This is a genomic window from Nocardia cerradoensis NBRC 101014 (assembly GCF_000308535.1).
GTDB classification, from domain to species: Bacteria; Actinomycetota; Actinomycetes; order Mycobacteriales; family Mycobacteriaceae; genus Nocardia; species Nocardia cerradoensis.
This window is the reverse complement of record NZ_BAFW01000176.1, coordinates 1-26,944: the sequence shown is the minus strand read 5'-3', so window position 1 is coordinate 26,944 and position 26,944 is coordinate 1. Positions and strand designations below refer to the sequence as shown.

Here is a 26,944-nt window from a genome sequence, read left to right as displayed (position 1 = left end):
GACGCTCGCACAGACCTCGCGGTCGTTCGCACAGCAACGGAAGTGGCCGAATGAGCATGGTTCCCCTACCCCCGTCCCGGACCGCCATCGCCGTGGTCGGACTGTCGTGCCGCTTACCGCAGGCGCCCGACCCGCGGGCCTTCTGGCAGTTGCTGCGCAGCGGCACCGACGCGATCACCGACACCCCGCCCGAGCGGTGGCGCTCCGCCGACGAATCGCTGCGGCGAGGCGGATTCCTCGACACCGTCACGGATTTCGACGCCGCCTTCTTCGGCATCTCCGCGCGTGAGGCGATCGAGACGGACCCGCAGCAGCGGTTGATGCTGGAATTGGCCTGGCAGGCGTTCGAGGACGCCCTCGGCCGCCGGGTCGGCCGCACCGGAGTATTCGTGGGCGCGATGGCCGACGACTACCGCATCGTGCAGCAGCGCCGCGGCGATGCGGCGATCGCACACCACACCGGTGTGGGCGCCAGTCGCGGCGTGATCGCGAATCGGATCTCCTACCTGCTCGGCCTGCGCGGTCCCAGCCTGACCGTCGACACCGGACAGTCCTCGTCGCTGGTCGCGGTCCATCTGGCGATGGAGAGCCTGCGGCGTGGCGAATCGACCACCGCGCTGGCGGGTGGGGTGCAACTGAATCTGGTCGAGGACAGTGCGGTGCGGATGTCGCGGTTCGGCGGGCTGTCGCCGGACGGTCGCTGCTACACCTTCGACGCCCGGGCCAACGGTTTCGTCCGCGGCGAGGGCGGCGGCTTCGTGGTCCTCAAGACGGTGCCGCAGGCGCTCGCCGACGGGGATCGGATCTACGCCGTGTTGCGCGGCAGTGCGCTCGGAAACGACGGCGCGGGAAAGGATCTCACCACGCCGACGGTCGACGGGCAGCGTGCCGTACTGCGCGAGGCGTACCGTGCGGCCGGTGTCGACCCGGCCGCGGTGGCCTATGTGGAATTGCACGGAACCGGGACGCGGGTGGGTGATCCGGTGGAGGCCGAGGCGCTCGGCACCGAACTGGGTGTGCCGCGCCGCACCCCGCTGCTGGTCGGATCGGCGAAGACCAACATCGGGCATCTCGAAGGTGCGGCCGGAATCGCCGGCCTGCTGAAGGTGGTGCTTGCCGTGCACCACGGTGAACTACCGCCGAGTCTGAACTTTCGGACCCCGAATCCCGCTGTGCGATGGAAGGATTGGCGACTCGAGGTGGTGACCGACCGGCGCGCCTGGCCGGACGGCGAACGTGTGGCGGGGGTTTCGGCCTTCGGTATGGGTGGCACGAATTGCCACGTGGTCGTCGCGGCTCCGGAGCCGGCCGTGGCGGATCGACCGGCGAGCGGCCACACTCCCTCCGGTCCGGCTGTCGCGCCCCGGCCGGTGCCCTGGGTCTTCTCGGCGGTCTCGGACGCGGGACTGCGGGCGCTGGCCGCGGATCTGCGGGCGGGCATCCCCGATTCGGATGCCGCGCTGCCGGAGATCGCACGCACGCTCGCCGCTCGCTCCGGCCTGACCGAACGCGCGGTCGTCTTCGCGCCGAACGCGGAGGAGCTTTCCGCTGGGCTGCGACAGGTTTCGCAGAGCGAATCCCGGGTGGTCCCCGCGCGGGACGTCTGGTCCGACGATCGCGAGCTGCCCGTCCCGGCAGGCCCGTCGGTGACCTTCCGGGAGCTGACGGAGCTGTGGGACTTCCCTGCTGCCGCGGCCGAATCCGTCGCCTTCGTCTTCCCGGGGCAGGGCGGTCAGTGGGCCGGTATGGGAGCGCGTCTGTGGGAGACCTCCGCGGTGTTCCGCGCCTGGGTGCGCGTGGCGGACGAGGTGATCGCGGCCGAGGCCGGATGGTCGGTGCGGGAGGTGCTGCTCGATGTGGACGGCGCACCGTCGCTGGACCGGGTCGACGTGGTGCAGCCGGCCCTGTTCGTGACGATGGTCGGAATCGCGCTGGTGTGGGCGTCCTGGGGGATCGCGCCGGACGCCGTGGTGGGCCATTCCCAGGGCGAGGTGGCGGCGGCCTTCGTAGCGGGCGCGCTGACCCTCGGCGACGCCGTGCGCGTGGTCGCCGGCCGCTCGGCACTGGTCGCGCGGCGGCTCAGCGGCGCCGGACGCATGGCCGTGGTGTGGGCACCGGCGGATGCGGTGCGGGCCCGTCTGGTCGGCGCGGTGTCGGTGGCCGCGATCAACGGCCCGGCGACGACGGTGCTGACCGGTGCGCCGGAGGCATTGGCGGCGTTGGTGTCTCGTTACGACGACGAGGGCGTGCGGGTGCGCTGGGTGGACGTCGACTACGCGTCGCACTCGCCCCAGGTCGAGCCCGTGCGCGCGGAGCTGGTGGCCGAATTGGCCGCGGTGCGGCCCCGCCGCACGCAGGTGCCGTTCTATTCCTCGGTCACCGGTGCGCGCCTGGACGCGGCCGGAGTGGACGCCGAGTACTGGTTCCGCAACCTGCGGGAACCGGTGAATTTCGCCGGCGCTGTCGATGCCCTGCTCGCCGACGGACTCCGGACCTTCGTCGAATGCTCGCCGCATCCGAGTCTGGCCGGGGCAGTGGAGGATGCGGCGGGCCCGCGGGTCGTGGTGCTGAGTTCGCTGCGCCGGGACGACGGTGGGGCGAACCGCCTGCTGGAGTCGCTGGCCCAGGCATGGGTCGCCGGCGTCGGCGTCGACTGGGCCTCGGTCGTCGGGCCGGGGCCGCGGCGGCGCGCACCGGAATACTCGTTCCGCCGCACCACCTTCTGGCCCGGTGCGGCGACCGCCGCGGAGCCCGGCCGTCCGGACCCCGGCGCACGCTGGCACGCGCTGCCGCCGGCCCGTCGCCGCCGGGAACTGCTCGGGCTCATTCGTGCCGAGGCGGCGGCGGTCGGTGCCGCGGACATCTCCGACGCCGCGGTGAGTTTCACCGGCAGTGGATTCGATTCGGTGATGGCGATCGAACTACGCAACCGGCTGTCGCTCGCGACCGGATTGTCGCTGCCCGCGTCGGTCCTGTTCGACCACCCCAGCCCCGACCGGCTCGCCGACCACCTCACGAATCTCCTGAACGACTCGCCCGCCCAGGAACTTCCGACCCCTCTTGCCGGCGACGGCATCCAGGACACCAGCACCGACGATGCCGATGCGATCGCGATCGTCTCGATGGCCTGCCGGTATCCCGGGGGCGCCGACACCCCCGAGAAACTCTGGGACCTGGTGGTTGCCGGGCGGGATGCGATCGGCCCGTTCCCGGCCGACCGAGGCTGGGATCTGGCCGGGCTGTTCGACGACGAGCCCGGCCGGGTCGGCAAGTCGTCGGCACGCGCGGGCGGATTCCTCTACGACGCACCGCAATTCGATGCCGAACTGTTCGGGATCTCACCGCGCGAGGCGGCCGCGATGGATCCGCAGCAGCGCCTGCTGCTCGAGACCTCGTGGGAGCTGTTCGAACGCGCCGGGCTGAACGTGCACGCGCTGCGCGGCAGCGATACCGGCGTCTTCATCGGCGCGATGGCGCCCGACTACGGGCCGCGCATGAGCGAGGCCGGCGAACGGGCTGCCGGATACGTCCTGACCGGCACCACCGGAGGCGTGGCCTCGGGCCGGATCTCCTACGTTTACGGCTTCACCGGGCCGACGCTGACGGTGGATACCGCGTGCTCGAGTTCGCTGGTCGCCCTGCACCTCGCGGCGGCCGCCCTGCGTCGCGGCGAATGCTCGCTCGCCGTGGCCGGCGGTGCGACGGTCATGTCCACACCGGGCATCTTCATCGAATTCTCCCAGCAGCGCGGACTCTCACCGGACGGCCGCTGCCGTGCCTTCGGTGCGGGCGCCGACGGCACCGGCTGGGCCGAAGGCGTGGGAGTGCTCCTGCTGGAACGTCTGTCGGATGCGCGGCGCCACGGCCACCGCGTGCTGGCCGTGCTGCGCGGCAGCGCGGTCAACTCCGACGGGGCGTCCAACGGGTTGACCGCGCCGAACGGGCCCTCTCAGGAGCGCGTGATCCGCCGGGCCCTGGCCGATGCCGGGTTGACCACGGCGGACGTCGATGTGGTGGAGGGACACGGCACCGGAACCGCGCTCGGTGATCCGATCGAGGCCCATGCGCTGCTGGCGACCTACGGCCGCGACCGGGCGGGCGGGCATCCGCTGCGGCTGGGATCGCTGAAATCCAATATCGGGCACAGTCAGGCGGCCGCGGGCGTCGGCGGCGTGATCAAGATGGTGCAGGCGCTGCGGCACGGCGTGCTGCCGCGCACTCTGCACGCCGACCGCCCGTCACCGCTGATCGATTGGGCCGCAGGGCAGGTGGAACTGCTGACCCGCAACGAGCCCTGGCCGGCGAGCGGCCGCCCGCGGCGCGCGGCGGTGTCCTCGTTCGGCATCGGCGGAACCAATGCGCACGTGGTGCTGGAACAGGCGCCGGCGGTCGCGGACTCGGCACCCGTGGCGCGCAGCGGGCCGGTGCCGTGGATCGTGTCGGCGGCCTCGGCCGACGGTTTGCGCGAACATGCCGCCGCGCTGGCCGATTTCGCCCGGCGGCCGGACGCACCGCATCCGCGCTCGGTCGCCGCCGCGCTCGCCACCCGCGCCACGCTGGCCGAGCGCGCCGTGGTGATCGGGCGCACCCCGGAGGACCTCGCCGAAGCACTGCACCGGATCGCCGACGCACCGACGCGGGTGGTCGCGGCCGTGCCGACGCCGGCCTCGCACGAGGACGAGCCGGTGCCGCTCGGCACTGCCGCGCTGACCTTCCCGGAATTGCTGGCGGCGTTCGGGTTTCGATTCGAGCCGGTCGAGGGCGTGGCCGTGCTGTTCCCCGGCCAGGGCGGCCAGTGGGCGGGGATGGGAGCGCAGCTGTGGGAATCGTCGCCGGTCTTCCGCGCCTGGGTGTCGACCCTGGACGTGGTGGTGCGGGAGGCGGCCGGCTGGTCCGTCCGGGACGTGCTGCTCGATCGGGACGGGGCCGAACCGCTCGACCGCGTCGACGTGGTGCAGGTCGCGCTGTTCGCGATGAGTGTCGGGGTGGCGCTGGTGTGGGCGTCGTGGGGGATCGGCGCGGAGGCGGTGGCCGGCCATTCCCAGGGGGAGGTCGCGGCGGCGTTCGTCGCGGGCGGTCTGACCCTCGCGGACGCCGTGCACATCGTCGTGACGCGGTCGCGGCTGATCGCGCGGAAACTGAGCGGCTCCGGCGGGATGGCCGTGGTGTGGGCCGCGCCCGAGCGGATCCGGCCGCGGCTCGTGGACGGCGTGGTCGTCGCCGCCGTCAACGGGCCCGAAGTCGTTGTGCTGTCCGGAGATTCGCAGCCCTTACGCACGGTCGCCGACGGTGTCGAGGCCGAGGGTGTTCGGGTGCGCTGGGTGGATGTCGACTACGCCTCCCATTCCCCCGCGGTGGAGGCGGTCCACGACGAACTGGTGGACCGGCTCGTGTCGTTGCGTCCGCGCAGCTCCGCGGTCGCGTTCTACTCCTCGGTGCGCGGTGGCCTGCTCGACACCGCCGAATTGGATGCGGCCTACTGGTTCCGGAACTTGCGTGAACCCGTCGACTTCGCCGGAGCGGTGGCGGCGCTGGCCGCCGACGGATTCCGCTTCTTCGTCGAATCCTCCCCGCACCCCGGCCTGGTCGGTGCGGTGGAGGAGACGGTGGGCGCCGACGGCGTCGTGGTCGGATCGCTGCGACGCGGGGAGGGCGGGCTGGACCGGCTGCTCACCGCGGCCGGCGACGGCTGGGTGCGCGGGCTGCCTGTCGACTGGCCGCGCGTCATCGGCGCCGCACCGGACGCCGACGCGCCGACGTACACCTTCCGGCGCCAACGCTATTGGCTGTCCGCCGAACCGCCTCGCGCGCGCACCGCCGACGACTGGCGCTACCGCGTCGACTGGCGCGCACTGCCGCCGGCCACGGCGCGCCCGGCCGGACGATGGTTGCTCGTCGGCGCGCCGGACGAGGTGCGGGACGCGCTGTCGCGATCGAGGCTCGAGGTCACCGACGACCGCGACTCCGGGCCGTTGCGCGGTGCGCTGTCGTTCCGCAGCGATATCGGCGAAACCCTGGAACTGCTGCGTGGGCTCCCCGAATCCGTTCCGCTGTATGTGATCACGCGCGGGGCGGGTGGGCGTGGCGGGGGAGCCGCTCGCCGACCCGGCGCAGAGCGTGCTGTGGGGTCTCGGCTACAGCCTCGCGCTGGCGCGCCCGGACCGCTGGGGCGGCCTGATCGACCTGCCCGCGACACCACTGGACGCGGATCTCGTCGCCACGCTCGAGCATGCCCTGAGCACCGCGACGGAGAATCAGATGGCGGTGCGCCCGTCGGGTCTGTTCGCGCGCCGGCTGGTGCGCGCCCACGCGCGGAACGACCGCGCGCCGTGGCGTTCCCGGGGTTCGGCGCTGGTCACCGGGGGAACCGGCGCGATCGGCGCCCGGGTGGCCCGGTGGCTGCTGCGAACCGGCACCGACCACGTGGTCCTGCTCAGCCGCAGCGGTCCCGCCGCGCCGAACGCGGCAGCACTGCGCGCGGAATTCGGATCGGCGGTCACCATCGTGGCCTGCGACATCACCGACCGCGCGGCACTGGCCCGGGTGATCGGCGACATCGCCGACCTCCGCACGGTCGTCCATGCCGCGGGCGTCGTGGACAGCACGCCCGTCACCGAGGTGACCGCCGCCGACATCGCCCGCGTCATCGGGCCGAAAGCCGTTGCGGCACAGTATCTCCATGAACTGACCGGTGAGCTGGACGCCTTCGTCCTGTTCTCCTCGGGCGCGGCCGTCTGGGGTAGTGCGGACCAGGGCGTCTACGGCGCGGCCAATGCCTATCTCGATGCGCTGGCCGCACATCGGCGCGGACTCGGCCTGCCCGCCACCTCGATCGCCTGGGGTGCGTGGGACGGCGGCGGTATGGCCGCCGAACCCGGTGCGGCGCAGCGGTGGCGGCGGCAGGGAGTCCTGCCGATGGACCCCGACGCGGCACTCGACCATCTCGAACGCGCGCTGCGCGCGGGGGAGAGCGGGCTGCTCGTGGCCGATATCGACTGGACGCGCCTGGCGCCGGTACTCACCGCCGCGCGACCGCTCCCGCTGCTGGCGGAGCTGCCCGAGGCGCAGCCGGCCGCCGAGCCCGCGGAGGCCACGACGGGCCGGAATTTCGCCGAACGCCTCGCCGCCCTGCCCGAGGACGAGGCCGACCGCGCCCTGCTCGAACTGGTTCGCGCCGAGATCGCCGCGGTGCTCGGCTACGACGCCCCGCGTGCCGACGACGACGATCGCAATCTGCTCGAGCTGGGTTTCGACTCCCTGACCACGGTCGAATTGCGCAATCGGCTCAATGCCGCGACCGGGCTGTCGATCGCGGTGACCTTCCTGTTCGACCACGCCACCGCCAGCGAGCTGGCCAAGGCGCTCGGATCCGAACTCGCCCTCACCGACGAGCCGCCGGTCGCCCCGGCCGACCCGGTCAGCATGCTGTTCCACCAGGCGTTCGAATCGGGCAAATTCGCGGAGGGTATGGCGCTGCTGCGCGAGGCGGCGCGGCTGCGGCCGATGTTCGACAGCGCGGCCACGGTGCCGCATCCGGATCCGGTCACCCTCGCCGACGGCGACGGCGGCCCCCAGGTGATCTGCTTCTCCGCGCTGGTGGCGATGACCGGTGCGCAGGTGTACACCCGTTTCGCCGACGAATTCCGCGGGCAGCGCAAGGTTTCGGCGTTACCCGCTCCCGGCTTCGTCAGCGGTGACAGTCTGCCCGCGACGATCGAGGCGGTCATCGATCTGCAGACCGAGATCGTCCGGCCGATCGCCGCCCGGGCGGAGGTGGTGCTGACCGGAACCTCGTCCGGCGGCTGGCTGGCGCACGCGGTGGCCGCACGGCTCGAACGCGACGGACTTCGCGTCGCCGGGGTGGTGCTGCTGGACACCTACCTGCCCGATGCGGATCTGCTGCGGCGTGCCCAGCATCGGGTGATCGGTGGCGTGCTGGATCGGCAGGCCGGATTCGGGCTCGCCGACGGCGTGCGGTTGTCGGCGATGGGTTGGTACATACCGCTTTTCGCGCACTGGCGGCCGGAGCCGATCACGGCGCCGACGCTCTTGGTCCGGGCGTCCGAGCCGCTGCGCGACCACACCGGCGCGGCGCTCGAGGATCTGGACTGGCGGTCGGCGTGGACGCTGCCGCATACGGTCGTCGATGTGCCGGGCGACCATTTCACCATCCTCGAGGAGCACGCCGCCTCGACCGCGCGCGCGGTGGGCGAATGGCTGGACCGCTGACGCGCGAAGGGCGCCGGCCACGGCCGGCGCCCTTCGTGTCACCACGCCGATCACTCGATGACGGCGGCGTGTACCAGCTGGCGCAGCCGGGAGAACAGCGGCAGCGCCTTGGAGGGGAACAACTGTGGAAAGGCCAGTGCCGTGATCCGGGTGACCGGGTCGACGAAGAAGTAGGTGCTGGTCGCCGAATACCAGGAAAACTCACCGGGATTCGCGATCACCTTGCTCGCGGCCGGGTCGAGCACGGTCATGAAGCCGAATCCGAACCCGAGACCGGCCATCGTGGTCAGCGCGGGCAGCACCGGCCGGCCGAAGCTCCCGAGGTCGGCGCCGCCGGGCAGCTGATTGGTGGTCATGTACCGCACGGTGGCCGGCGAGAGCACCCGTGCGCCGTTCCAGGTTCCGCCCGCCAGCAGCATCTGCAGGAAGGTGTGGAAGTCCGCGGCGGTGGTGAGCAGTCCGGCGCTGCCGGACAGCCAGGTCGGGCGCTGGGTGGGGTCGCCGCCCATCGCGTCGTTGCGGACCGCCAGACCGGTCGCCGGATCGGCCATGTAGATCGCGGCGAGCCGCTGGGTCTCCTCCGGCTCGATCCAGAACTTGGTGTCGTGCAATCCGAGCGGCTGCGTAATGCGTTCGGCGAAAACGGTATCCAGCGACTTGCCCGAGACCACCTCGATCAACCGGCCGAGCACGTCGGTGCTCACGCCGTAGTTCCACGCGGTACCCGGTTCGAACAGCAGCGGCAGCGAAGCCCAGGTGTCCACGGCGGTCGCCAGGTCGATTCCGGGCGGCGCACTCCACTCGAAGCCGCGTTGGACGTACAGCTCGTCCACGGGATGGGAATGATGGAAGCCGTAGGTGAATCCGGCGGTGTGGGTGAGCAGATGCCAGATCCGGATGGGTTCGCGCGCGGGCCGCGACTCCAGGTTCGCGCCGCCGCCGCGGGTGTACACGCGCACATCGCGCAGCGACGGAATGTAGTCGGCGACCGGATCATTGAGCCCGAAGGCCCCGTCCTCGTACAGTGCCAGCGCCGCGACGGAGGTGAACGGTTTGGTCAGCGACCAGGAGCGGAACAAGGAGTCGGCTTCCATCGCGAGGCCGGCCTCGCGGTCGCGGTGGCCGCCGGTGCCGATGTGGGCGATCTTGCCGTCGCGCGCGATGATGCCGACCCAGCCGGGCATGCGGCCCGCTTCCACCAGGCCGTCGAGGTAGTCGTCGAACCGCCGCAGCCGGTCCGGGTCCAATCCGGCCTCGGCCGCGTCGATTTCGATCTTTATCTCACTCATGATGTGGCCCCTGCCTGTTTCCGGAGTGCGGAGAAGAGAATTTTCGGCGAGATTCTTGCCAGCCGACACCGTGAATAGTAGCTTTAGTTCGATAGATGTACAACTATCGAACTATGTTGTGCCGGTGGTGAATTCGCGCCGGTGAATTCTCCTCGCCCGAGCCGTCGTCGACGCAGATGAAGTGGAGTTGGTTGTCATGTCCCGCTACGGGATCACCCTGCCCTTGCCGTTCGTCCCACTCCCGCGCCATCGCGGAATACTGGGCGAGCTGGCCGATCTCGGTTACACCGACGCGTGGACCGGGGAGTACGCCGGGGTGGATGCCTTCACACCGCTGGTGCTCGCCGCGGCATGGGGTTCGCCGTCGCTGCGGCTGGGCACCGCCGTCGTGCCGGTGTACACCCGCGGGCCCGCGGTCATCGCCCAGACCGGCGCCGCGCTGGCCGAACTCGCCCCCGGCAGGGTCGTGCTGGGTATCGGATCCTCCGGAGCGCAGCTGGTCACCGGGATGAACGGGATCGCGATGGACGAGCCCTATCGGCGGGTGCGCGATACGCTGCGGTTCCTGCGTCACGCCTACGAACACGGCCGGGTGGCGGGACGTTTCGACACCTTCACCATCGAGGATTTCGAACTCGGGCGACCGGCGGAGATTCCGCCGCAGCTCATGGTCGGCGCGCTGCGCACCGGTATGTTGCGGCTCGGCTTCCGGGAGGGCGCGGGCGCCATCACCAATTTCCTCACCGCCGAGGATATTTCGACGGTGATTCGCGGCCTCGGGGCCGACCGCGATCGCGGGGAGCTGGTCGCCCGCATCTTCGTCTGCCCGACCGAGGATCTCGACTACGCGCGCGAGTCGGGCCGGCGGATGCTGACCCACCTGTTCACCCGGCCGACCTACGGCGCCTTCCACGAGTGGCTGGGTCGCGGCGATCAGGTCGAGCAGGTCCGCAAACATGTTGCGGCGGGCGATCTTCGGCGCGCGGGGGAGGCGATCTCCGACGACGTGGTGGACGGCGTCCTGGTACACGGCAGCCCGGAACGCTGCCGCGAGCAGATCGACCGCTACGTCGAGGCCGGGGTCGACACTCCGGTGCTGATGATCCAGTCGACCCCGGAGTTGTTCGCCGGCGGCCCGGAGGCGGTTCTGCAGGTCGTGCGTGACCTGGCGCCGCGGGGGTGAGCCGCGGGGGGAGGGTACTTCCACAAGTGACGAACAACTGATTTTACGTGCGGTTTCCCGCCGCCGCGGATTTGTCAAGTATTTCGCCGGTTACTGTTCGAATCCGGTTATTCCGGTTCGCGAATTGTTTGCGCTCGAATTCGACTCCACGTGAATCCAGCTCACATTGCCGCAATGGTTCCCAGGTGTTAGCGTTATTTGTCGGGTTTGTTCCCGAGTTGTGATAGGAGCATCCCGCCACACCTCTCGTCACCTGCCGGGCCTGCACTGTATTCATGGCCCATGGAAATTTGGGGGCCTTGATGACCGTGACCGAACTACCGAATACGGCCAGAGAATTCGGCGACGCCCACGGGCGGGATTCGGGCCGTGCCCGGGTTCTCGTGGTGTGCGGCGAGCAGATCATGCGCAGCGGGCTGATCTCCGTCCTGCGCGGAATGCCGGATGTCGGCTGGGTCGGACCGGCGGTCAACAGCGAAGCGGCACTGAAGATGGTCGCCGCCGACAAGGCGGATGTGGTGGTGCTCGACCACTGCCCCTCGCCGCGCTGGGACGGCCCCGGCCTGACTCAGCGCCTGACCGCGGTGCGTCCCGGCGGCGAGGTCGGCGTCGTCGTGGTGTCCGACGGCACCGACAGCGCACTGCTGCTGCGATATCTGCAGGCGGGTGCGCGCGGGCTGGTCTCGCGCCGCTCGAGTGCGGTCGACCTGGTGAGCGCGGTGGATGCGGTGGTGCGCGGTCAGGCCATGTTGTCACCGTCGATCACCCGGCTGGTCCTCGACGCCACCGCTCCGTACCTCCCCGCGGTGGCGCACAAACCGGTCACCGCGCTCGACAGCCTGACCCAGCGCGAGCACGAGATCCTGATCCTGGTCGCCGACGGGCTGTCCAACAGTGAGATCGCCCAGGTGTTGCACGTCAGCTACAAGACGGTGAAGTTCCACGTCTCCAACATCCTGCGCAAACTGTCCGTACGGACCCGGGCGCAGGCGATCGTGTACCTGCGGCCGACGGTGACCATCGCCTCGCGCGCCGGCTGAGTCTTCCGGCGGGGCCGATCTCTTGTGCTCGTCGAAGATCGGCTGTTATCTTGGTATTCGAAAGTTCGCCAAGTATCGAACTTTGAACTTCTCACTCACCGTTCGAGGCAGTTTCCCATTCGTCGTCGCATTTTCCGATCCAGGAGGGGGAATCCCCATGTCGAATTCCATCGACGAGACGCTCGACTACTATCCGTTTCCACTGGGACCGCTCGGCGAACCACCGGAGCGATTCTCGGAACTGCGCGCCCAGTGCCCGGTCACCAAGGTGCGGTTACCCAGCGGCGACACCGCGTGGGCGGTGACCGGTTACGACGAGGTGGTCGCCGCGATGTCCGATTCTCGGCTGTCGCGCGCCGCTCTGCGGGAACCGGGCGCGCCCCGGGTGATCAACGGTCCCGACTTCGCCGACAACCCCTTCAATCTGCTCAGCCAGGACGGAGCCGACCACCGGCGCCTGCGGCGGCTGATCTCGCCCGCGTTCACGCCCAAACGCGCCGAGCAGATCCGCCCGCGCATCCAGGAGATCGCCGACGAACTGGTCGACGAGCTCGAGGCGGGACCGCGCCCGGCCGATCTGCATCACGACTTCGCCGCCCTGCTGCCCATCTGGGTGATCACCGATCTGCTGGGCGCCTCGCGGGAACGGCGCGCCGACATCCAGCGCTGGACCGACCATCTGGTCAGCATCACCGCGCACACCGCCGACGAAAGACTCACCGCGCGTGAGGAATCCGCCGCCTACGTCGTCTCCCTGCTCGCGCAGCGGCGAGAGGCGCTCGGTGAGGACCTGCTCTCGGATCTGATCACCGCCCGCGACGACGGCGACCGTCTTTCCGAACAGGAACTGGTCTGGCTGACGATCAATCTGCTCGTCGCCGGGCACGACACCACGGTCAGTGCGCTCAGCCGCGCGGCGTTCATGGTGTTGCGGCATCCGGACCAGTGGCGACTGCTGGTCGATCAGGTCGACGACCGCCAGGTCGTTCGGCACGCGGTGGAAGAACTGCTGCGCTACGCCCCGCCGTCGGAAATCGGTTTCATCCGGGTCGCCACCGAGGAACTCGAAATCGGCGACGTCGTCGTGCGCCAGGGCGAGGGCGTCATCCCGATCATGCACGCCGCCGGTCGCGACACCCGCCACGTCACCGAACCCGACCGCCTCGACCTCACCCGCGAGGATGTCAAACACGTCGCCTTCGGCCACGGCAGTCACTTCTGCCCCGGCGCCGGACTGGCACGGCTGGAACTGGAGATCGGGCTGGCGACACTCGCGCGGCGGCTGCCGAATCTGCGCCTGGCGGTCGCGCCGGAGAACATCGACTGGTCCAGTGGCCTGCTCACGCTGCGGCCCAACACTTTTCCGGTGGAGTGGTGAGCGTGACCGAACCTGATTCCGCCGTCGTCTCCGAGCGGCGCTGGCTCACCGTATTGGCGATCTGCGGATGTTTCGTCGGGCTGGACGCGCTGGTCGTCTCGCCGCTGGCACCGCAGATCACCCATTCCGTGCATGTCTCGCCCCGGCTCGGCGGTCTGCTCGTCACCGCCTACGCGCTGGCATACATGATCGCCGCGCCGATCTTCGGTCCGCTCTCGGACCGCTGGGGGCGCAAGCGGCTGATGACCGCGGGACTCACCGTCTTCGCGGCCGGCACGGTACTGACCGGATTCGCCTCCGGCTTCGCGGCGATCATCGTGTTCCGCGCGATCTCCGGACTCGGCGCGGCGATCCTGGTGCCGGCCATCCTCGCCTTCGTCTCCGGCGCGGTGGCGGCCGAACGCCGGGGCGCGGCGATCGGGGTGATCGTGGGCGCGATGATGGGCGCCTCGGTGCTCGGGGTGCCGGCGGGCGCCTTCCTGGCCGGAATCGTGTCCTGGGAGTGGACATTCTGGGGTATCGGCATCGCCGCGGCGCTGTTGCTCGTGCCGCTGACCAGGTTCGTCCCGCACAGTGCGCCGGCCGCCGCCGCACCCGCGGGGCCGCTGGCCATCTTCGCGCAGCAGTTCCGCGCCGCACTCGGCAATCCGGCGGTGCTGTTCACGCTGCTGTGCACCTTCCTGTGGACCGCGGGACTGCAGGGCATGTTCGCCAACGGCGGACTGTTCTACGCGAGCAACTTCGGGCTGACGACCGGATGGGTCGGGCTGGCGCTGGCCGGCGGCGGGGCGATGAGCGTCGTGGGCAACATCTACGGTGGCCGCCTCGCCGATGCCGTCGGCCGTCGCCGGGTCATCGCGGTGGCGGCGCTGGTAGCCGCGGCGTCGGTGCTGGCCTTCTCGCTCTCGACCGGATCGCTCGTGCTGGCGATCGTGGTGCAGATCGTCTGGGGTGGCGCGGTCGGTTTCGGCCAGTCCGCGCTGACCACCCTCGCCAGTGAACTCAGCCCGGATGCGCGCGGAACCGTTCTGGCACTGAACTATTCGGTGCAGTACGGCGGGATGATGGCGGGTACCGCGGCGGCCGCCGCACTGCTCGACGGCGGTTCCGCGTTCTGGTCGGTCGGGTTGCTGTGCGGCGTGTGCAGTCTGCTGGTGTTCCCGGTGGTGACGCTGCTGCTCGGCCGCAGGACCGCGGTCGCGACGCCGGAGTCTTCCGGGGCGCAGCCGACTCCCGCGGGTTCCTAGGCTGTCCGGGCCGGGAGTGCCGCGCGGCGCTTCCGGCCGCAGGACCGCTCAGCTCAGCAAAGCCCGCGCGTACCAATCCTTCTCGTCACGCACCCCCGGCAGCGCGAAGAAGTAGCCGCCGCCGAAGGGCTGGACGTAGTCGGTGAGGGGTTCGTTGATCAGCCGGGTCTGGATGGCCTCGAACTGGCGGGCGACATCCTGCTGGAAGCAGGTGAAGATGTGGCCCGAGGCCATATTGCCGTTGCGCTCCACCCCGAGGTCGTAGTTGTAGGAACGGCGGACCAGCTGTTGGCGGGCGGTTTCCGGGGTGCGCGGATTGGCCAGCCGGATATGGGAATCCAGCGGGATGACCGAGCCCTCCGGGTCGGCGGCGTAGTCGGGGGTGTCGAATTCCTGATTGCCGTCGAGCGGGGCGCCGGAATCGCGGCGGCGCCCGAACATGTTCTCCTGCTCGTTGATCGAGACCCGGTCCCAGAATTCGACGAGCATGCGGATCAGCCGGACCACCTGGTACGTGCCGCCGCGGGTCCATTCGGGTTCGCCGCCGCCGTCGGTCCAGATGAGCGATTCGGCGTCGGCGCCGGTCGGGTTGGCCGTTCCGTCCTTGAAGCCCAGCAGGTTCCGGCCGGTGCCGGAGGGACGCGGCGGAGAGTTGTAGCCGTCGATCTTCCAGCGCAGCTGCAGTGCGCCGCGGGTCTGGCGGGTGATGTCGCGCAACGCGTGATGGACCGTGTCGGGGTGGTGGGCGCACAGCTGGATCAGCAGATCGCCGTGCATCCAGGCCGGATCCGGGGTGTCGTTGGGGAAGGTCCGCATCGGCGTGAGTTTGGCGGGTTTGGCCGCGGCCAGCCCGAAGCGGCCGTCGAACAGGCTCGCGCCCACACCGGTGGTGACGGTGAGCCCGTCGGCGATCACCTCCGGCCCGAGCACCGCACTGTCGGACGGCGGCTGACCGAGGCCGAGGTCGGTCGGGGCGCCGCCGGCGGTGAGGAAGCGGGCGCGCGCGGTCAGAGTCTTCATCGCCTCCACCAGTTCCGCGCGGTGGGTGGTGGTGACGTCGAAGGCGGCGAAGCAGGCGGCGTTCTGTTTCGCCGACGGGCCCGGCGTGAGGATGCCGGCCTGATGCTCGCCGTGGAAGGGGTAGCTCGCCTCCGCCTTCGGGGTGCCCACGGTGGCGGCGTCGGCGTCCTTGCGGGCGCCCTCGGCGAGAATGCCCGCGGTCAGCGCGGTTCCGGCGGCACCGGCGGCGGCGCCGGAGAGGAAGCGGCGGCGGCTGACGTTCATCGTGAAGCCTTACTGGTCGGTCGGTGATTCGGCATGGTCAGTGGGAGATCGGCACTTCGAGCAACCGCGGCACCTTGGCGAGTTCCTCGAGGGCGGCGCCGAGACGCGCGTTGACGGCTTGCCGCGCGGCCGGCGGGGTCCGATCCGGCGACTGCCACTGTCCGTGGTTCTGGGTGGCGAGCAGTGCCGCCTGCAACTCGTCGAGGCGGGTGCGCAGGGTGGTGCGCAGTTGCGGCGCCCGCGGATCGATCAGCGGGCCGAGCTGATCGAGGACCGCGCGAGTCACGTCGATGTCGGCGAGCGTCATCGGATACGCCGCACCCGCGCCTTGGTCGTCGATGCCCGAAACATGATCGCGCAGGGCGTCTTCCAGGATTTCGTGTGCGCGCCGCGGCAGATTCTTCGGATCGCCGGCGAGGTCGTCGCTGCCGAGGTTCTTGCGGATGTTCGCGATATCGCCGCCGAGCCGATCGACCACCGGCAGCAGCTGATCGGGCCGCTGTCCGTGCCACAGGCCGTATTCCAGCCGGTGCAGACCGGTGAATCCGGGATCGTTCACACCACCGGGCAGGCCGTCGGGCAGGCCCGAGACCGCGGTACCGGCGTCGCCGAAGCTGTTGTAGGAGGCGCCGACCCGTTCCCATTCCAGCTGGGCGTTGAGCCAATCCGCTTGTGCGGCAGCGATATTGCCGCCACGCAGATCGTTGCCGATCGCGGTCACGGCGCCGGAGAGCCGGGTCAGCACGCCGGCGGCGTAGGCCTGATAGGCGTCGTTGGGGCCGCGCAGATCGTCCTCGGTGACGCGTTTGACGGCCGGCGGGGTCTGGCCCGCCTCGCCGCTGACCTGTACCGCCGCCGACGAGGTCACCGGCTTACCGGACATCAGGCATTGCATGGTGTAGGTGCCACTGCTCAGGGTCGCGGTCAGGTTGGCGGTGGTGGCCGGGCCGATCGTCTCGATCTCGCCGACGACCGCGCCGCCGGAGTTCACCAGGTTGATCTCCCCGGCCTTGGAGGTCTTGTTCTGCACCTCGAACGTCTGTGTTCCGGCCCGCCCGGACTTCCATTCCGAGGCGCACGAGCCGTCGGTGACCGACACGGCCTGCGCCTTACCGGAGCCGCTCGACGGCAGCAGCGCGATCGCCACGCCGGCGGCCACGGCGGGAACGACCACCAGCACCGCGCCGACCAGCAACGGCCGCGGCCCGGCGATTCGCTCCCACCAGTCGGGAGTGTGCTCGGAGCCGTCGTGCGCCGCGGTCGACGCCGCCAGCGGGGCCGGCGCGGCTGCCGATGCCGGAGTCGTACCGGCATCCTTCGAGCTCGCATTGGAGCCGGTGGCCTCGGATTCCGCCGCCGCGGCTGCGGTGCCTGCCGTGGTGGTGGGCGCCGACTGCTCCGGACGCTTCGCCGGGGCCTTCGCGGGCGCCTGGCGTCCCGCGCGGATGAACAGCGGGATCACCACGGCCAGGTAGACCAGCCACGCCACGACCTGCAGCACGGTCATCCGCGGGGTGAGCTCGGTGATGCCGGTGATGATCGAGACCCACCAGGAGTTCGGGTCGATATGCGCCGACAGGTCGAAGGCGACCCAGTGGCGTCCGGGCAGAATTCCGGCGTCCTGCAGATCGCCCAGGCCGTAGGACAGCACACCGGCGGCGATCACGATCAGCGCGAGCGCGGTGCGGTTGAAGAACACGCCGAGGTTGAGTTTCACCGACTGCCGGTACAGCAACCAGCACAGCACCACCGCGGCGGCGAAACCGAGCGCGGCGCCGGCCAGCGGTGCGACCGTGGTGCCGGATGCCTTGACCGCGGTCCAGACGAACAGCGTGGATTCCAGACCCTCGCGCCCGACCGCCATGAAGGCCGTGATGGCCAGCGCGCCCGCCCCGATCGCGGTGGCGCGGGCGACCTCACCGCGAAGCTGGCCGGACAGCGACGCGGCTGTGCGCCGCATCCAGAACACCATCGCCGTCACCAGTCCGACCGCGATCACGCTGAGGGTGCCGCCGACGATTTCCTGACCGGAGTTCGAGAGCACGCTCGTGGAGTAGGTGAGCACGGCCGCGAAGCTGGCCGCCACCGACACCGCGCCGAGCAGGCCGAGCCAGACGGGAGTCGCGGAGACCGGGCGCTGCGGGGTCGACGTCTTGCGCACGGCAGCCAGCAGGATCGTCACCACGAGTCCCGCCTCGAGACCCTCCCGCAGGCAGATCAGTAGATTCGGTACAGCCTCGGCCCAGCTCACCGTCCAAAGGTAAGGCATACCTATACCGCAGGTCCAATCCTGCATGCCTGTAGCGAGTGCTCATTGCCGCAGGTGGGGCGGTATGCGAGGTATGTCCGGATTAGCCGGACTGGGTCTCCGGCGCGTCCTCGATCAGTGTCAGTGCTTCCTCCAGCAACGCCTCCACGATCATCGACTCCGGCACCGTGCGCACCACCTCACCGCGGACGAAGATCTGACCCTTGTGATTGCCCGCCGAGACCCCGATATCGGCTTCCCGCGACTCACCCGGGCCGTTGACGATGCAGCCCATCACCGCGACGCGCAGCGGCGCCGGAAAATCCCGGAAGGCCGCCTCGACCTTCTTCGTGAGCTCGAAGACGTCGACCTGGCAGCGGCCGCAGGTCGGGCAGGACACGATGTCGAGGGTGCGGGGGCGCAGCCCGAGTCCGGCCAGGATGTGGTGACCGACCGCGACCTCCTCGACCGGCGGCGCCGACAGCGAGACCCGGATCGTGTCGCCGATCCCCTCGGACAGCAGGATCCCGAACGCGGTGGCCGATTTCGCGGTGCCCTGCAGTGGCGGACCGGCCTCGGTGACCCCGAGGTGCAGCGGATAGTCGCAGCGCTGCGCGAGCAGCCGGTAGGCCTGGATCATCGTCAGCGGATCGTTGTGTTTCACCGAGATCTTCAGAGCGGTGAATCCGTGTTCCTCGAACAGTCCGGCCTCCCACAGCGCCGATTCGACCAGAGCGGAGGCCGTGGCGTGCCCGCCGTGCCGGTCCAGGATGCGCCGATCGAGCGAACCGGCGTTGACCCCGATGCGGATCGGCACCCCCGCCGCACAGGCCGCGGCGGCGATCTCACGAACCTTGTCGTCGAAGGTGCGGATGTTGCCCGGATTCACCCGCACCCCGGCGCAGCCGGCGTCGATGGCGGCGAAGACGTAGCGCGGATTGAAATGGATGTCGGCGATCACGGGGATGGCCGAGCGGCGGGCGATCGTCGGCAGTGCCGCGCAGTCGTCCTGGGTGGGCACCGCGACGCGCACGATATCGCAACCGGCAGCGGTCAATTCGGCGATCTGGCGTAGCGTCGCCTCGACGTCGGCGGTGACGGTGGTGGTCATCGATTGCACCGAGATGGGTGCGCCGCCGCCGACGGGCACCGAGCCGACGTCGATGCGCCGGCTCTCCCGGCGTGGTCGCAGGGTCGGAGCCGCGGGCTCGGACAGGAATACGGCGGTCATCGGATCCTCTCGGTCGCGGGTAACCACTGCGTGCAGGCCGCGGCGATGCCCTCGCCGGTGAGGCCGTATTCGGCCAGGATGCTGTCGCGGGAGGCGTGGGCGATGAATGCGGTCGGCAGGCCCAGCGTGCGGACCGGGGCGGCGCCGTTGTCGCGAGCGACCGCGTGCATCAGGTGGGTGCCGATCCCGCCGGAAGCGATACCGTCCTCCACGCAGACGGTGAGCCGATGCCGTGCCGCGATCGCCGGCAGTCCCGGATTGATCGGCCACACCCAGCGCGGATCGACGACGGTGGCGCCGAAACCGCTGTCGGTCAGCAGTTGCGCCGCGCGCAGGCACGGCCCGGCCATCGGGCCGACCGCCACCAGCAGGATGTCGAGCGGACTGTGCGGCCCGCGATACAGGATATCCATCCCGTCCATCCGCGCCAGCGGCGAAATGTCTTCTCCGGCAGTGGCTTTCGGATAACGCACGGTGGTGGGGCCGGGCGTGGCGACGGCTTCGCGCAGGAGTTCGCGGATCCGGCCGGGATCGCGCGGACAGGCGATCCGCATCCCCGGCACGCAGGTGAGCAGCGCCAGATCCCACATGCCGTGATGGCTCGGTCCGTCCGGGCCGGTGACGCCGGCGCGGTCCAGCGCCAGGGTGACGGGTAGTTCGTGCAGGGCGATGTCGAGCAGGACCTGGTCGACGGCGCGGTTGAGGAAGGTCGAGTACACCGCCACCACGGGATGCATACCGGCCGCCGCCAATCCCGCCGCGGACGCCAGCAGGTGCTGTTCGGCGATCCCGGAATCGAACACCCGCTCCGGTGCGCTGCGGGAGAATTCGCCGAGTCCGGTGGGCAGCCGCATCGCCGCGGTCAGGGCCACCACCTCCGGATGGTCGCGGGCGAGATCGGCCAGTTCCGATTCGACGATATCGGTCCAGGTGGGGGCGGGTTGGCTACGCGGCACACCGGTGACCGGATCGATCACCCCGCACGCGTGCATGCGGTCGGCCTCGTCCGCCTCGGCCGGGCCGAAGCCGCGGCCCTTGACCGTTACCGCATGCACCACAACGGGTTCGGCCAGTGCGGCGGCCTTGTGCAGGGCCGTGCACAGCGCGCCGATATCGTGACCGTCCACCGGGCCCAGATAGCTGAAACCCAAGGCGTCGAACAGATTTCCGGAGGCGATGTCGCCGTCGCGCAGCCCGGCGAGATGGCTTGCCAGCGCACCGACGGTCGGATCGTAGGAGCGGCCGTTGTCGTTGAGCACCACCACGACCGGCCGCCCGCCCGCACCCAGATTGTTCAGACCTTCCCACGCCACACCGCCGGTCAGCGCCCCGTCGCCGATCACCGCCACCACCCGGCGATCGTGTTCGCCGCGCAGGTGGAAGGCCTTGGCGATGCCGTCGGCCCAGGCGAGGCTGACCGAGGCGTGGGAGTTCTCCACCCAGTCGTGCGCGGATTCGGCGCGGTTCGGATACCCGGCGACGCCGCCGGCCTGCCGCAGTGTGTCGAAGGTGGATGCCCGCCCGGTGAGCAACTTGTGCGCATAACTCTGATGTCCGGTGTCGAAGACGAGAACATCGGTGGGCGAACGGAATACGCGATGCAGCGCGATGGTCAGTTCCACCGTCCCCAGGCTGGCGCCGAGATGGCCGCCGGTTCCGGTGACGGTCTCGACGAGGCGATCGCGTAACCGCTGCGCCAGCGCGGGCAGGTCGTCGTCGGACAACGCGGCCAGCGCGTCGGGTCCGGTGAGGGCGGCGAGCGGGTCCGGCCCGCGCGGCGAGGGTTTCATGCGTGGCTCACCTTCCGGTGTGGGAATTCGACCCGGTGTCGGTTCGACTCAGCTGACGGCGGCGCGGATCGTCTCCTTCAACGAACCCAGGGTCGCGACCACCGCGGTCGGCTCGTATCCGCAGTGCGCCATGCAATTCGAGCAGCGTGGATCGTTGCCGCGGCCGAAAGCGTTCCAGTCGGTGTCGTCGATCAATTCCCGATAGGTGGCCACATATCCGTCGTCGAGCAGATAACACGGCCGCTGCCATCCCTTGAGCGAATACGACGGAATCGCCCAGGCGGTGCAGTCGAAGTCGACCTTGCCCTCCAGGAAATCCAGATACAGCGGGGAGTGGTTGAGCCGCCACTTCTTGCGCCGCCCGTCGGCGAAGGCCTTGGCGAACAGCTGATGGGTTTCCTTCACGCCGAGCCAATGCTCCTGATCGGGCGCCTTCTCGTAGGCGTAGCCGGGTGCGATCTGCATGTGGTCGATCTCGAGCTCGTCGTTGAGATAATCCAGGACGTCGATCACGTCCTGCGGCGAATCCACATCGAAGAACGTGGTATTCGTCATCACCCGGAATCCCGCGGCCTTGGCCTCGCGGATGGCGGCCACGGCCTGATCGAAGACACCGTCCTTGCAGACGGAGGCGTCGTGGCGTTCGCGCAGTCCGTCCAGGTGCACCATCCACGCGAAATTGCGGTGCGGGGCGAACTTGTGCAGATGTTTGGGCAGCAGTACCGCGTTCGTGCACAGGAAGACGATCTTGTTGCGGTCGAGCAGTTGCCGCACGATCTCGTCGATCTGCGGATGCATCAGCGGTTCGCCACCGGCGATCGACACCATCGGGGCACCGCATTCCTCGATCGCGCCGACGGCTTGTTCGACCGGCATGCGCTGTTTGAGCAGCGTGTGCGGATGCTGAATCTTGCCGCAGCCCGCGCATTTCAGATTGCAGGCGAACAGCGGCTCCAATTCGACCAGGATGGGAAACTTCTCGCGCCGCAGCAGCTTCTGTTTTGCGAGATACGCTCCCAGACGTACGGATTGACGGAATGGCATGGCCATTCAGCTCACCTCCCGAGGCAGGTTGAATCGAACACTCTCTTCGGTCACGGTGGTGTGGCGAACCCGGAGGGCGCCGAGCCCGGACAGGGCCTCGACCAGGTCGTCCACCAGATGCGGCGGTGCCGACGCCCCGGCGGTGACGCCGATGCGGCGGGTGCCGGCCAGCCAGTTCAATTCGATCTCGCCGGCGTCTTCCACCAGATGTGCCGCCACACCCTCGGCCGCGGCGACCTCGGCCAGCCGCAGCGAATTGGAGGAGTTGCGCGAACCCAGCACCAGCACCAGGTCCGATTCGCGGGCCACCGCGCGCACCGCCTGCTGGCGATTGGTGGTGGCGTAACAGATGTCGTCCTTGCGCGGTCCGCTCAACGCCGGAAACCGTTGCCGCAGTACGGCGGCCGTGGCCTCGGCTTCCGCGACGGCCAGGGTGGTCTGCGTGACGTAGGCGACCCGGTCGGGAGCCGGTGGCGACACCCGGGTGGCTTCTTCCGGATCGGCGACCACGACGACGTTCTCGGGCGCCTCGCCGCGGGTGCCCACCACCTCCTCGTGTTCGGCGTGCCCGATCAGGAAGACCGTCTTGTCCGCGGCGGCGAAGGCGCGCACCTCCGCGTGCACCTTCGACACCAGCGGGCAGGTGCCGTCGACCACGCGCAGGCGGCGGCGTTCGGCCTGGCGGCGGACCTCCGGGGCCACTCCGTGCGCGGCGAGCACGACCACCGCGCCTTCGGGCACATGATCGAGCTCCTCGACGAAAACCGCTCCCCGCCGGGCCAATTCGCGCACCACATGGCTGTTGTGCACGATCTGGCGCCGCACGTACACCGGTGCGCCGAAGCGGTCCAAGGCCTGCTCGACGATCTCGATCGCCCGCTCGACCCCGGCGCAGAACGAGCGCGGACCGGCGAGCAGGATCTCGCGCTCGCCGGTCGCCGCCGACCACCGGTCCAGCGCCGGAGCCGCCGCGCGCAGGGAACGCAGTGCCCGCACGCCACGCCACAACGTGCCCGGGCTCAGCAGCGGCGCGTCGGGAGTGTCGACGATCGCCCGGAGTGCGACGGCCTGCCCGTCGGGGGCATCGGCGGCGAGGAACGCCGTTTCGGTATCGACCGCGAGCGCGCCGGACTCCGCCAGCGCGGCGCGCGCCCGGCCGGTGACGACGTGTTCTGCGGAATACACCGGCCCCAGGCGTGCGGGCAGTCCGAGTCGCAGTAGTTCCCCGTGCAGCAGAACCGCTGCGGGACTGGGCAATTCGGTACCGTTGCGCCGGATCTCGCCGGCCACCACGAGATCGCCGGGACGCAGCTCCGTGGTCAGCGCACCCGCCACACCCGCCACCGCGACCGGACCCGAGGCGGCGGCGTCGTAGCGCCGCCGCGGACCGCGCCCGGTGTGCACCACGGGCGCCGTGGCGGCGCCCCGCAGCGCTGCCCACTCCGAAAGCAGAGGGGCACAGACGGTTCCAGGCCGTGTCATACGTCAGCTCCCGTCCCGGCCGGCAGGACCGGTCCCGTTCGAGCGCGGGGTGTCAACGCTGCGGTCCTCGCCGTCCGAGCCGGTGTGAGTGCTCGCGCCGGGCGAGCCGGTGAAGGTGCTGCCGCCGAGTGGGTTCTCGCCGAATGCGCGTGCGTGCCGGCCCTGGCGCCCGGCCGCTTCGTCGGTTGCCGGCGATATGACCGGTGCGGATAGCGCAGCCGCGGTGACCTTCCCGCCCGATGTGGTCTGTCGCCGCAGGTAGCGCCCCAGCGCCCAGATCGGGAACACCAGCCGGTACAGGTGGTAGTTGATATAGAAATCGCCGGGGAATCCGGTGCCGGTGAACAGGTCCTCGTCCCAGCCGCCGTCGGGGCGCTGCGTGCGCACCAGCCAGTCGACGCCGCGGCGCACGGCAGGGGAGTCGTGTTCCTCGGCGGCCAGCAGGGCCAGCAGCGCCCACGCGGTCTGCGAGGCGGTGGATTCGCCGCGGCCGATCCATTCCGGCTCGCGATAGGAGCGCAGATCCTCACCCCATCCGCCGTCGGCGTTCTGATGGGCTTCCAGCCAGCGCACCGCCGCGCGGATCGCCGTCGACCGCGGGCTCGTGCCCGCCGCGACCAGCGCGGGGACTGCCGCGCCGGTGCCGTAGACATGATTGGCGCCCCAGCGGCCGAACCAGGAGCCGTCGGACTCCTGGTGGTCGAGCAGCCACCGCACGCCGCGCCGGCAGGCGCGATCACCGCTGCGGCCGAGCACCGCCAGCATCTCCACCACATGCGCGGTCACATCGGCCGAGGGCGGATCGGTGACGGCGCCGAAATCGCAGAACGGCAGTTTCGTCGGCAGGATCGAGGTGTTGTCGGCGTCGAAGGCGCCCCACCCGCCGTCGGCGGACTGCATGCCGACCGTCCAGCGCACCGCGCGTTCGATCGCGGTATCCAGTGCGGCGCGATCCGGATGCGAAACCTGGTGCAGCGCAAGGACGATCTCTGCGGTGTCGTCGGTGTCCGGGTAGACGTCGTTGGCGAATTCGAACGCCCAGCCGCCGGGTTCCAGGCGTGGCCGGCGCACCTGCCAGTCGCCGCCGGCGGTGATCTGCTCACCCAGCAGCCAGTCGGTGGCCCGCAGCACCGCCGGATCGTCCGGTGCCACTCCGCCGTCCAGCAGCGCGGCCGTCGCCAATGCGGTATCCCACACCGGTGACTGGCAGGCCTCGAGCCGCCGTACCTCGCCCTGCGGTGTCTGCTCGCGGACCACGAACCCGTCCAGGCCCGCGATGCCCGCCCGCATCGCCGGATGATCGAGCGAATAGCCCAGCAGGTGCAGAGCCAGCAGCGAATACACCCACGGCGGCTGGATCCCGCCCCAGCCGCCGTCGGCCTCCTGGCGGGCCAGGATCCACTCCGCGGCGTGCCGCATCGCCACATCGCGCAACGGATTCAGCGGCAGTCGCGCGTAGGTGTGCAGCACCGTGTCGACACGCTGGAATACTCCTGCGAGGGAGGTGAGGGGCGCGCGGCGGGCCGGGGGCGCGCCGGTCCGCAATTCGTCGATGCCGAACGGCAGCGGGCGGCACGGCCGCAGCGTGGCCACCACGGTCAGCGGCACCACGGTCTGGCGGGCCCAGCATCCCCAGTCGTAGATGTTGAGCGGAAACCAGGACGGGAACAGCACCAGTTCCGGTGGCAGATTCGGCAGATCGTCCCAGGACCACAACCCGAACAGCGCCAACCAGATTCGGGTGAAGACCCGGGATGCCTCGATTCCGCCTTCGGCGCGCACGAAGTCGGCGGCGGCGCGCATATGCGGTGCGGCGGGGTCGTCACCGGCCAGCCGCAGGGCCACCCACGCCTCGGCGGTGGTCGACAGGTCGCCGGGTCCGCCGTGGAAGGTCGCCCAGGTTCCGTCGGCGCGCTGCTGCGATCGGATCCAGCGCGCCGCCGGCTCGGTCACGTCCGGGGTGGAGATGCCGAGGAACTCCCGTAACAGCAGATCTTCGGCGTCCATCGTCACATTGGTCGCCAATTCGCCCTTCCACCAGCCCTGTTCGTGCTGGGACGAGCGCAGCAGCCGCACCGCCGCGTCGGTGGCGGCCCGGACCGCGCTCAGTTCGTCGGCGTCGGGCGCCGGATCGGCCGCTGCCCGCCGGTTCGCTGCCGCATTGCCGGTGTGGGTGACTGTCATTCCTATGCACTCCGTTCCACGATGAAATCCGCCAGGTCACAGAGCTCTCGGCGGTATTCGGGGGTGAGGGTGACCGCGGTGAGGGCCTGCTGGGCGGTGCGCACCCGCCGACGGGCCTCGGCCCGTGCCCAGCGCCGGCCACCGGCGGTCTCGACCATGTCGGCGGCGGCCCGCAGATCGTGCTCGCTCGGTTCGCCGGATTGCGCCAGCCACTGCGCGAGCGCTTGCCCGGCCGGGCGGCCGGATTCCAGGCACCAGGTGACCGGCAGCGACTTCTTGCGCGAGCGCAGATCCGAGAACACCGGTTTGCCGGTCACCGCCGGATCACCCCAGATGCCGAGCAGATCGTCGACGAGCTGGAAGGCGAGACCGATGTTGTCGCCGTAGGCCTGCAGCGCCGCGACCGTCGCCGGTGGCGCCCCGGCCAGCACGCCACCGACCGCGGCACTCGCCGAGAGCAGTGCCGCGGTCTTGCCCATGGCCATGCGGATACATTCGGCCAGGCCCACGTCGTTGCGATGTTCGAAGTCGACGTCGGCGGCCTGGCCGATGATCAGATCCCGGGTCGCCTTCCCGACCAGCCGGGCCGCCGCCATCGCATGCGGCGAGCCGGAATCGAGCAGCACCTCGTGCGACAGCGAGAGCATCGCGTCACCGGCCAGCACCGCGACCGGATCTCCCCACACCGCCCACACCGTCGGACGATGCCGGCGGGTGGCGTCGCGATCCATCAGGTCGTCGTGCACGAGCGAGAAGTTGTGCACGAGTTCGACCGCCACCGCACCGGGGATTCCGCAGAGTCCGTCGCCGCCGGCGGCGTGGGCGGCGAGCATGGTCAGCCGTGACCGCACCGATTTGCCGCCGTCGGCGACGACCGGGCGGCCGTGTTCGTCGCAGAAGCCGAGGTGATAGGCGACCACCGGCCGGATCGCATCGTCGAGCCGTCCGACGGCGTCGGACAGCGCCGACCGGACGGCATGACCGTCGGCATCGACCGTGGACAGGGTTGTCACTGTCATCTGATCACCTCCGATATCCGCGTGCGGGGTTCGGGCGTACCGGTGCGCTCGGCGGCACCGGCGCGGGGACGCAACCCCGCCAGATGCGAAATGACTTCGGCCGCAGCGGCTTCCCCGCTGCGCACGGCGCCCTCCATGGTCGCGGGCCAGCCGGTGTCGGTCCACGCCCCGGCCAGCGTCAGGCCGGGCAGCGCGGTGGCCGCGGGCGGACGCAGCCGCGCGCTGCCCGGCGCGGGCCGGAACGTCGCATGGCGTTCGCGCGTGACGAAGAAGTCGGTTACCTGTGCCGTCCGGGC

General features: G+C 70.3%; 15 protein-coding genes and 1 pseudogene. 6 read left to right on the top strand and 10 right to left on the bottom strand.

Annotated elements, in window-relative coordinates:
- Positions 1–50: 50 nt before the first annotated feature.
- Positions 51–5,669: pseudogene (locus ON23_RS39320) on the top strand (type I polyketide synthase); the annotation flags it as partial.
- Between the two features lie 589 nt (positions 5,670–6,258).
- Positions 6,259–8,229, top strand: coding sequence for a type I polyketide synthase (locus ON23_RS36940; RefSeq protein WP_083904072.1), 1,971 nt, complete (start codon positions 6,259–6,261; stop codon positions 8,227–8,229).
- A 50-nt stretch (positions 8,230–8,279) separates the two neighbouring features.
- Here the strand turns inward: ON23_RS36940 and ON23_RS18765 are convergent, their stop codons facing one another.
- A complete protein-coding gene (locus ON23_RS18765) occupies positions 8,280–9,518 on the bottom strand; it encodes a serine hydrolase domain-containing protein (RefSeq protein ID WP_039779768.1) in 1,239 nt (412 codons plus the stop codon).
- A gap of 196 nt (positions 9,519–9,714) precedes the next feature.
- Between ON23_RS18765 and ON23_RS18760 the strand changes: the two genes are divergently transcribed.
- The 4 genes from ON23_RS18760 to ON23_RS18745 all read left to right on the top strand — a co-directional run bounded on the left by ON23_RS18760 (position 9,715) and on the right by ON23_RS18745 (position 14,366).
- Complete coding sequence (locus ON23_RS18760) at positions 9,715–10,701, top strand: LLM class F420-dependent oxidoreductase (protein WP_039779766.1); 987 nt, start codon at positions 9,715–9,717, stop codon at positions 10,699–10,701.
- Between the two features lie 275 nt (positions 10,702–10,976).
- On the top strand, positions 10,977–11,741 hold the full coding sequence (locus tag ON23_RS18755; RefSeq protein ID WP_083904071.1) for a response regulator transcription factor: 765 nt from the start codon (positions 10,977–10,979) through the stop codon (positions 11,739–11,741).
- Positions 11,742–11,898: 157 nt separating this feature from the next.
- A complete protein-coding gene (locus ON23_RS18750) occupies positions 11,899–13,119 on the top strand; it encodes a cytochrome P450 (RefSeq protein ID WP_039779765.1) in 1,221 nt (406 codons plus the stop codon).
- A 2-nt stretch (positions 13,120–13,121) separates the two neighbouring features.
- The gene (locus tag ON23_RS18745; protein WP_063821295.1) at positions 13,122–14,366 is read left to right on the top strand and encodes an MFS transporter; all 1,245 of its coding nucleotides are present in this window, start codon (positions 13,122–13,124) and stop codon (positions 14,364–14,366) included.
- 48 nt (positions 14,367–14,414) lie between these two features.
- Here ON23_RS18745 and efeB read toward each other — a convergent pair whose 3' ends face one another.
- The 9 genes from efeB to ON23_RS18700 all read right to left on the bottom strand — a co-directional run.
- Complete coding sequence (efeB, locus tag ON23_RS18740) at positions 14,415–15,650, bottom strand: iron uptake transporter deferrochelatase/peroxidase subunit (protein ID WP_039779764.1); 1,236 nt, start codon at positions 15,648–15,650, stop codon at positions 14,415–14,417.
- A gap of 37 nt (positions 15,651–15,687) precedes the next feature.
- Entirely contained in the window at positions 15,688–17,919 is a 2,232-nt protein-coding gene (efeU, locus tag ON23_RS39705) for an iron uptake transporter permease EfeU (protein ID WP_039779763.1), read from the bottom strand.
- A gap of 82 nt (positions 17,920–18,001) precedes the next feature.
- Positions 18,002–19,129, bottom strand: coding sequence for a flavodoxin-dependent (E)-4-hydroxy-3-methylbut-2-enyl-diphosphate synthase (gene ispG / locus ON23_RS18730; RefSeq protein WP_039779761.1), 1,128 nt, complete (start codon positions 19,127–19,129; stop codon positions 18,002–18,004).
- Positions 19,126–20,919: a 1-deoxy-D-xylulose-5-phosphate synthase gene (locus tag ON23_RS18725; RefSeq protein ID WP_051042860.1), complete on the bottom strand. Its 1,794-nt coding sequence runs from the start codon at positions 20,917–20,919 to the stop codon at positions 19,126–19,128. Before ON23_RS18725 ends, ispG begins: the two co-directional genes overlap by 4 nt.
- Before the next feature lie 48 nt (positions 20,920–20,967).
- Complete coding sequence (gene hpnH, locus ON23_RS18720) at positions 20,968–21,969, bottom strand: adenosyl-hopene transferase HpnH (RefSeq protein ID WP_036503553.1); 1,002 nt, start codon at positions 21,967–21,969, stop codon at positions 20,968–20,970.
- The gene (gene ispH, locus ON23_RS39700) at positions 21,970–23,445 is read right to left on the bottom strand and encodes a 4-hydroxy-3-methylbut-2-enyl diphosphate reductase (protein WP_039779760.1); all 1,476 of its coding nucleotides are present in this window, start codon (positions 23,443–23,445) and stop codon (positions 21,970–21,972) included.
- A gap of 3 nt (positions 23,446–23,448) precedes the next feature.
- On the bottom strand, positions 23,449–25,629 hold the full coding sequence (gene shc / locus ON23_RS18710) for a squalene--hopene cyclase (RefSeq protein ID WP_083904068.1): 2,181 nt from the start codon (positions 25,627–25,629) through the stop codon (positions 23,449–23,451).
- A 2-nt stretch (positions 25,630–25,631) separates the two neighbouring features.
- On the bottom strand, positions 25,632–26,648 hold the full coding sequence (locus ON23_RS18705) for a polyprenyl synthetase family protein (RefSeq protein WP_051042859.1): 1,017 nt from the start codon (positions 26,646–26,648) through the stop codon (positions 25,632–25,634).
- On the bottom strand, positions 26,645–26,944 hold a 300-nt coding region (locus tag ON23_RS18700; RefSeq protein ID WP_039779759.1), incomplete at its 5' end, for an FAD-dependent oxidoreductase. The genes ON23_RS18705 and ON23_RS18700, both read right to left, overlap by 4 nt.

What these genes read in the sequence shown, in the direction of transcription:
- ispH (WP_039779760.1), bottom strand. Translation starts at nt 23,445, where the DNA reads ATGACACGGCCTGGAACCGTCTGTGCCCCTCTGCTTTCGGAGTGGGCA.
- ispG (WP_039779761.1), bottom strand. Translation starts at nt 19,129, where the DNA reads ATGACCGCCGTATTCCTGTCCGAGCCCGCGGCTCCGACCCTGCGACCA.
- ON23_RS36940 (WP_083904072.1), top strand. Translation starts at nt 6,259, where the DNA reads ATGGCGGTGCGCCCGTCGGGTCTGTTCGCGCGCCGGCTGGTGCGCGCC.
- efeU (WP_039779763.1), bottom strand. Translation starts at nt 17,919, where the DNA reads ATGCCTTACCTTTGGACGGTGAGCTGGGCCGAGGCTGTACCGAATCTA.
- ON23_RS18760 (WP_039779766.1), top strand. Translation starts at nt 9,715, where the DNA reads ATGTCCCGCTACGGGATCACCCTGCCCTTGCCGTTCGTCCCACTCCCG.
- ON23_RS18725 (WP_051042860.1), bottom strand. Translation starts at nt 20,919, where the DNA reads ATGAAACCCTCGCCGCGCGGGCCGGACCCGCTCGCCGCCCTCACCGGA.
- ON23_RS18750 (WP_039779765.1), top strand. Translation starts at nt 11,899, where the DNA reads ATGTCGAATTCCATCGACGAGACGCTCGACTACTATCCGTTTCCACTG.
- hpnH (WP_036503553.1), bottom strand. Translation starts at nt 21,969, where the DNA reads ATGGCCATGCCATTCCGTCAATCCGTACGTCTGGGAGCGTATCTCGCA.
- ON23_RS18765 (WP_039779768.1), bottom strand. Translation starts at nt 9,518, where the DNA reads ATGAGTGAGATAAAGATCGAAATCGACGCGGCCGAGGCCGGATTGGAC.
- ON23_RS18755 (WP_083904071.1), top strand. Translation starts at nt 10,977, where the DNA reads ATGGCCCATGGAAATTTGGGGGCCTTGATGACCGTGACCGAACTACCG.
- ON23_RS18705 (WP_051042859.1), bottom strand. Translation starts at nt 26,648, where the DNA reads ATGACAGTGACAACCCTGTCCACGGTCGATGCCGACGGTCATGCCGTC.
- shc (WP_083904068.1), bottom strand. Translation starts at nt 25,629, where the DNA reads ATGACAGTCACCCACACCGGCAATGCGGCAGCGAACCGGCGGGCAGCG.
- efeB (WP_039779764.1), bottom strand. Translation starts at nt 15,650, where the DNA reads ATGAACGTCAGCCGCCGCCGCTTCCTCTCCGGCGCCGCCGCCGGTGCC.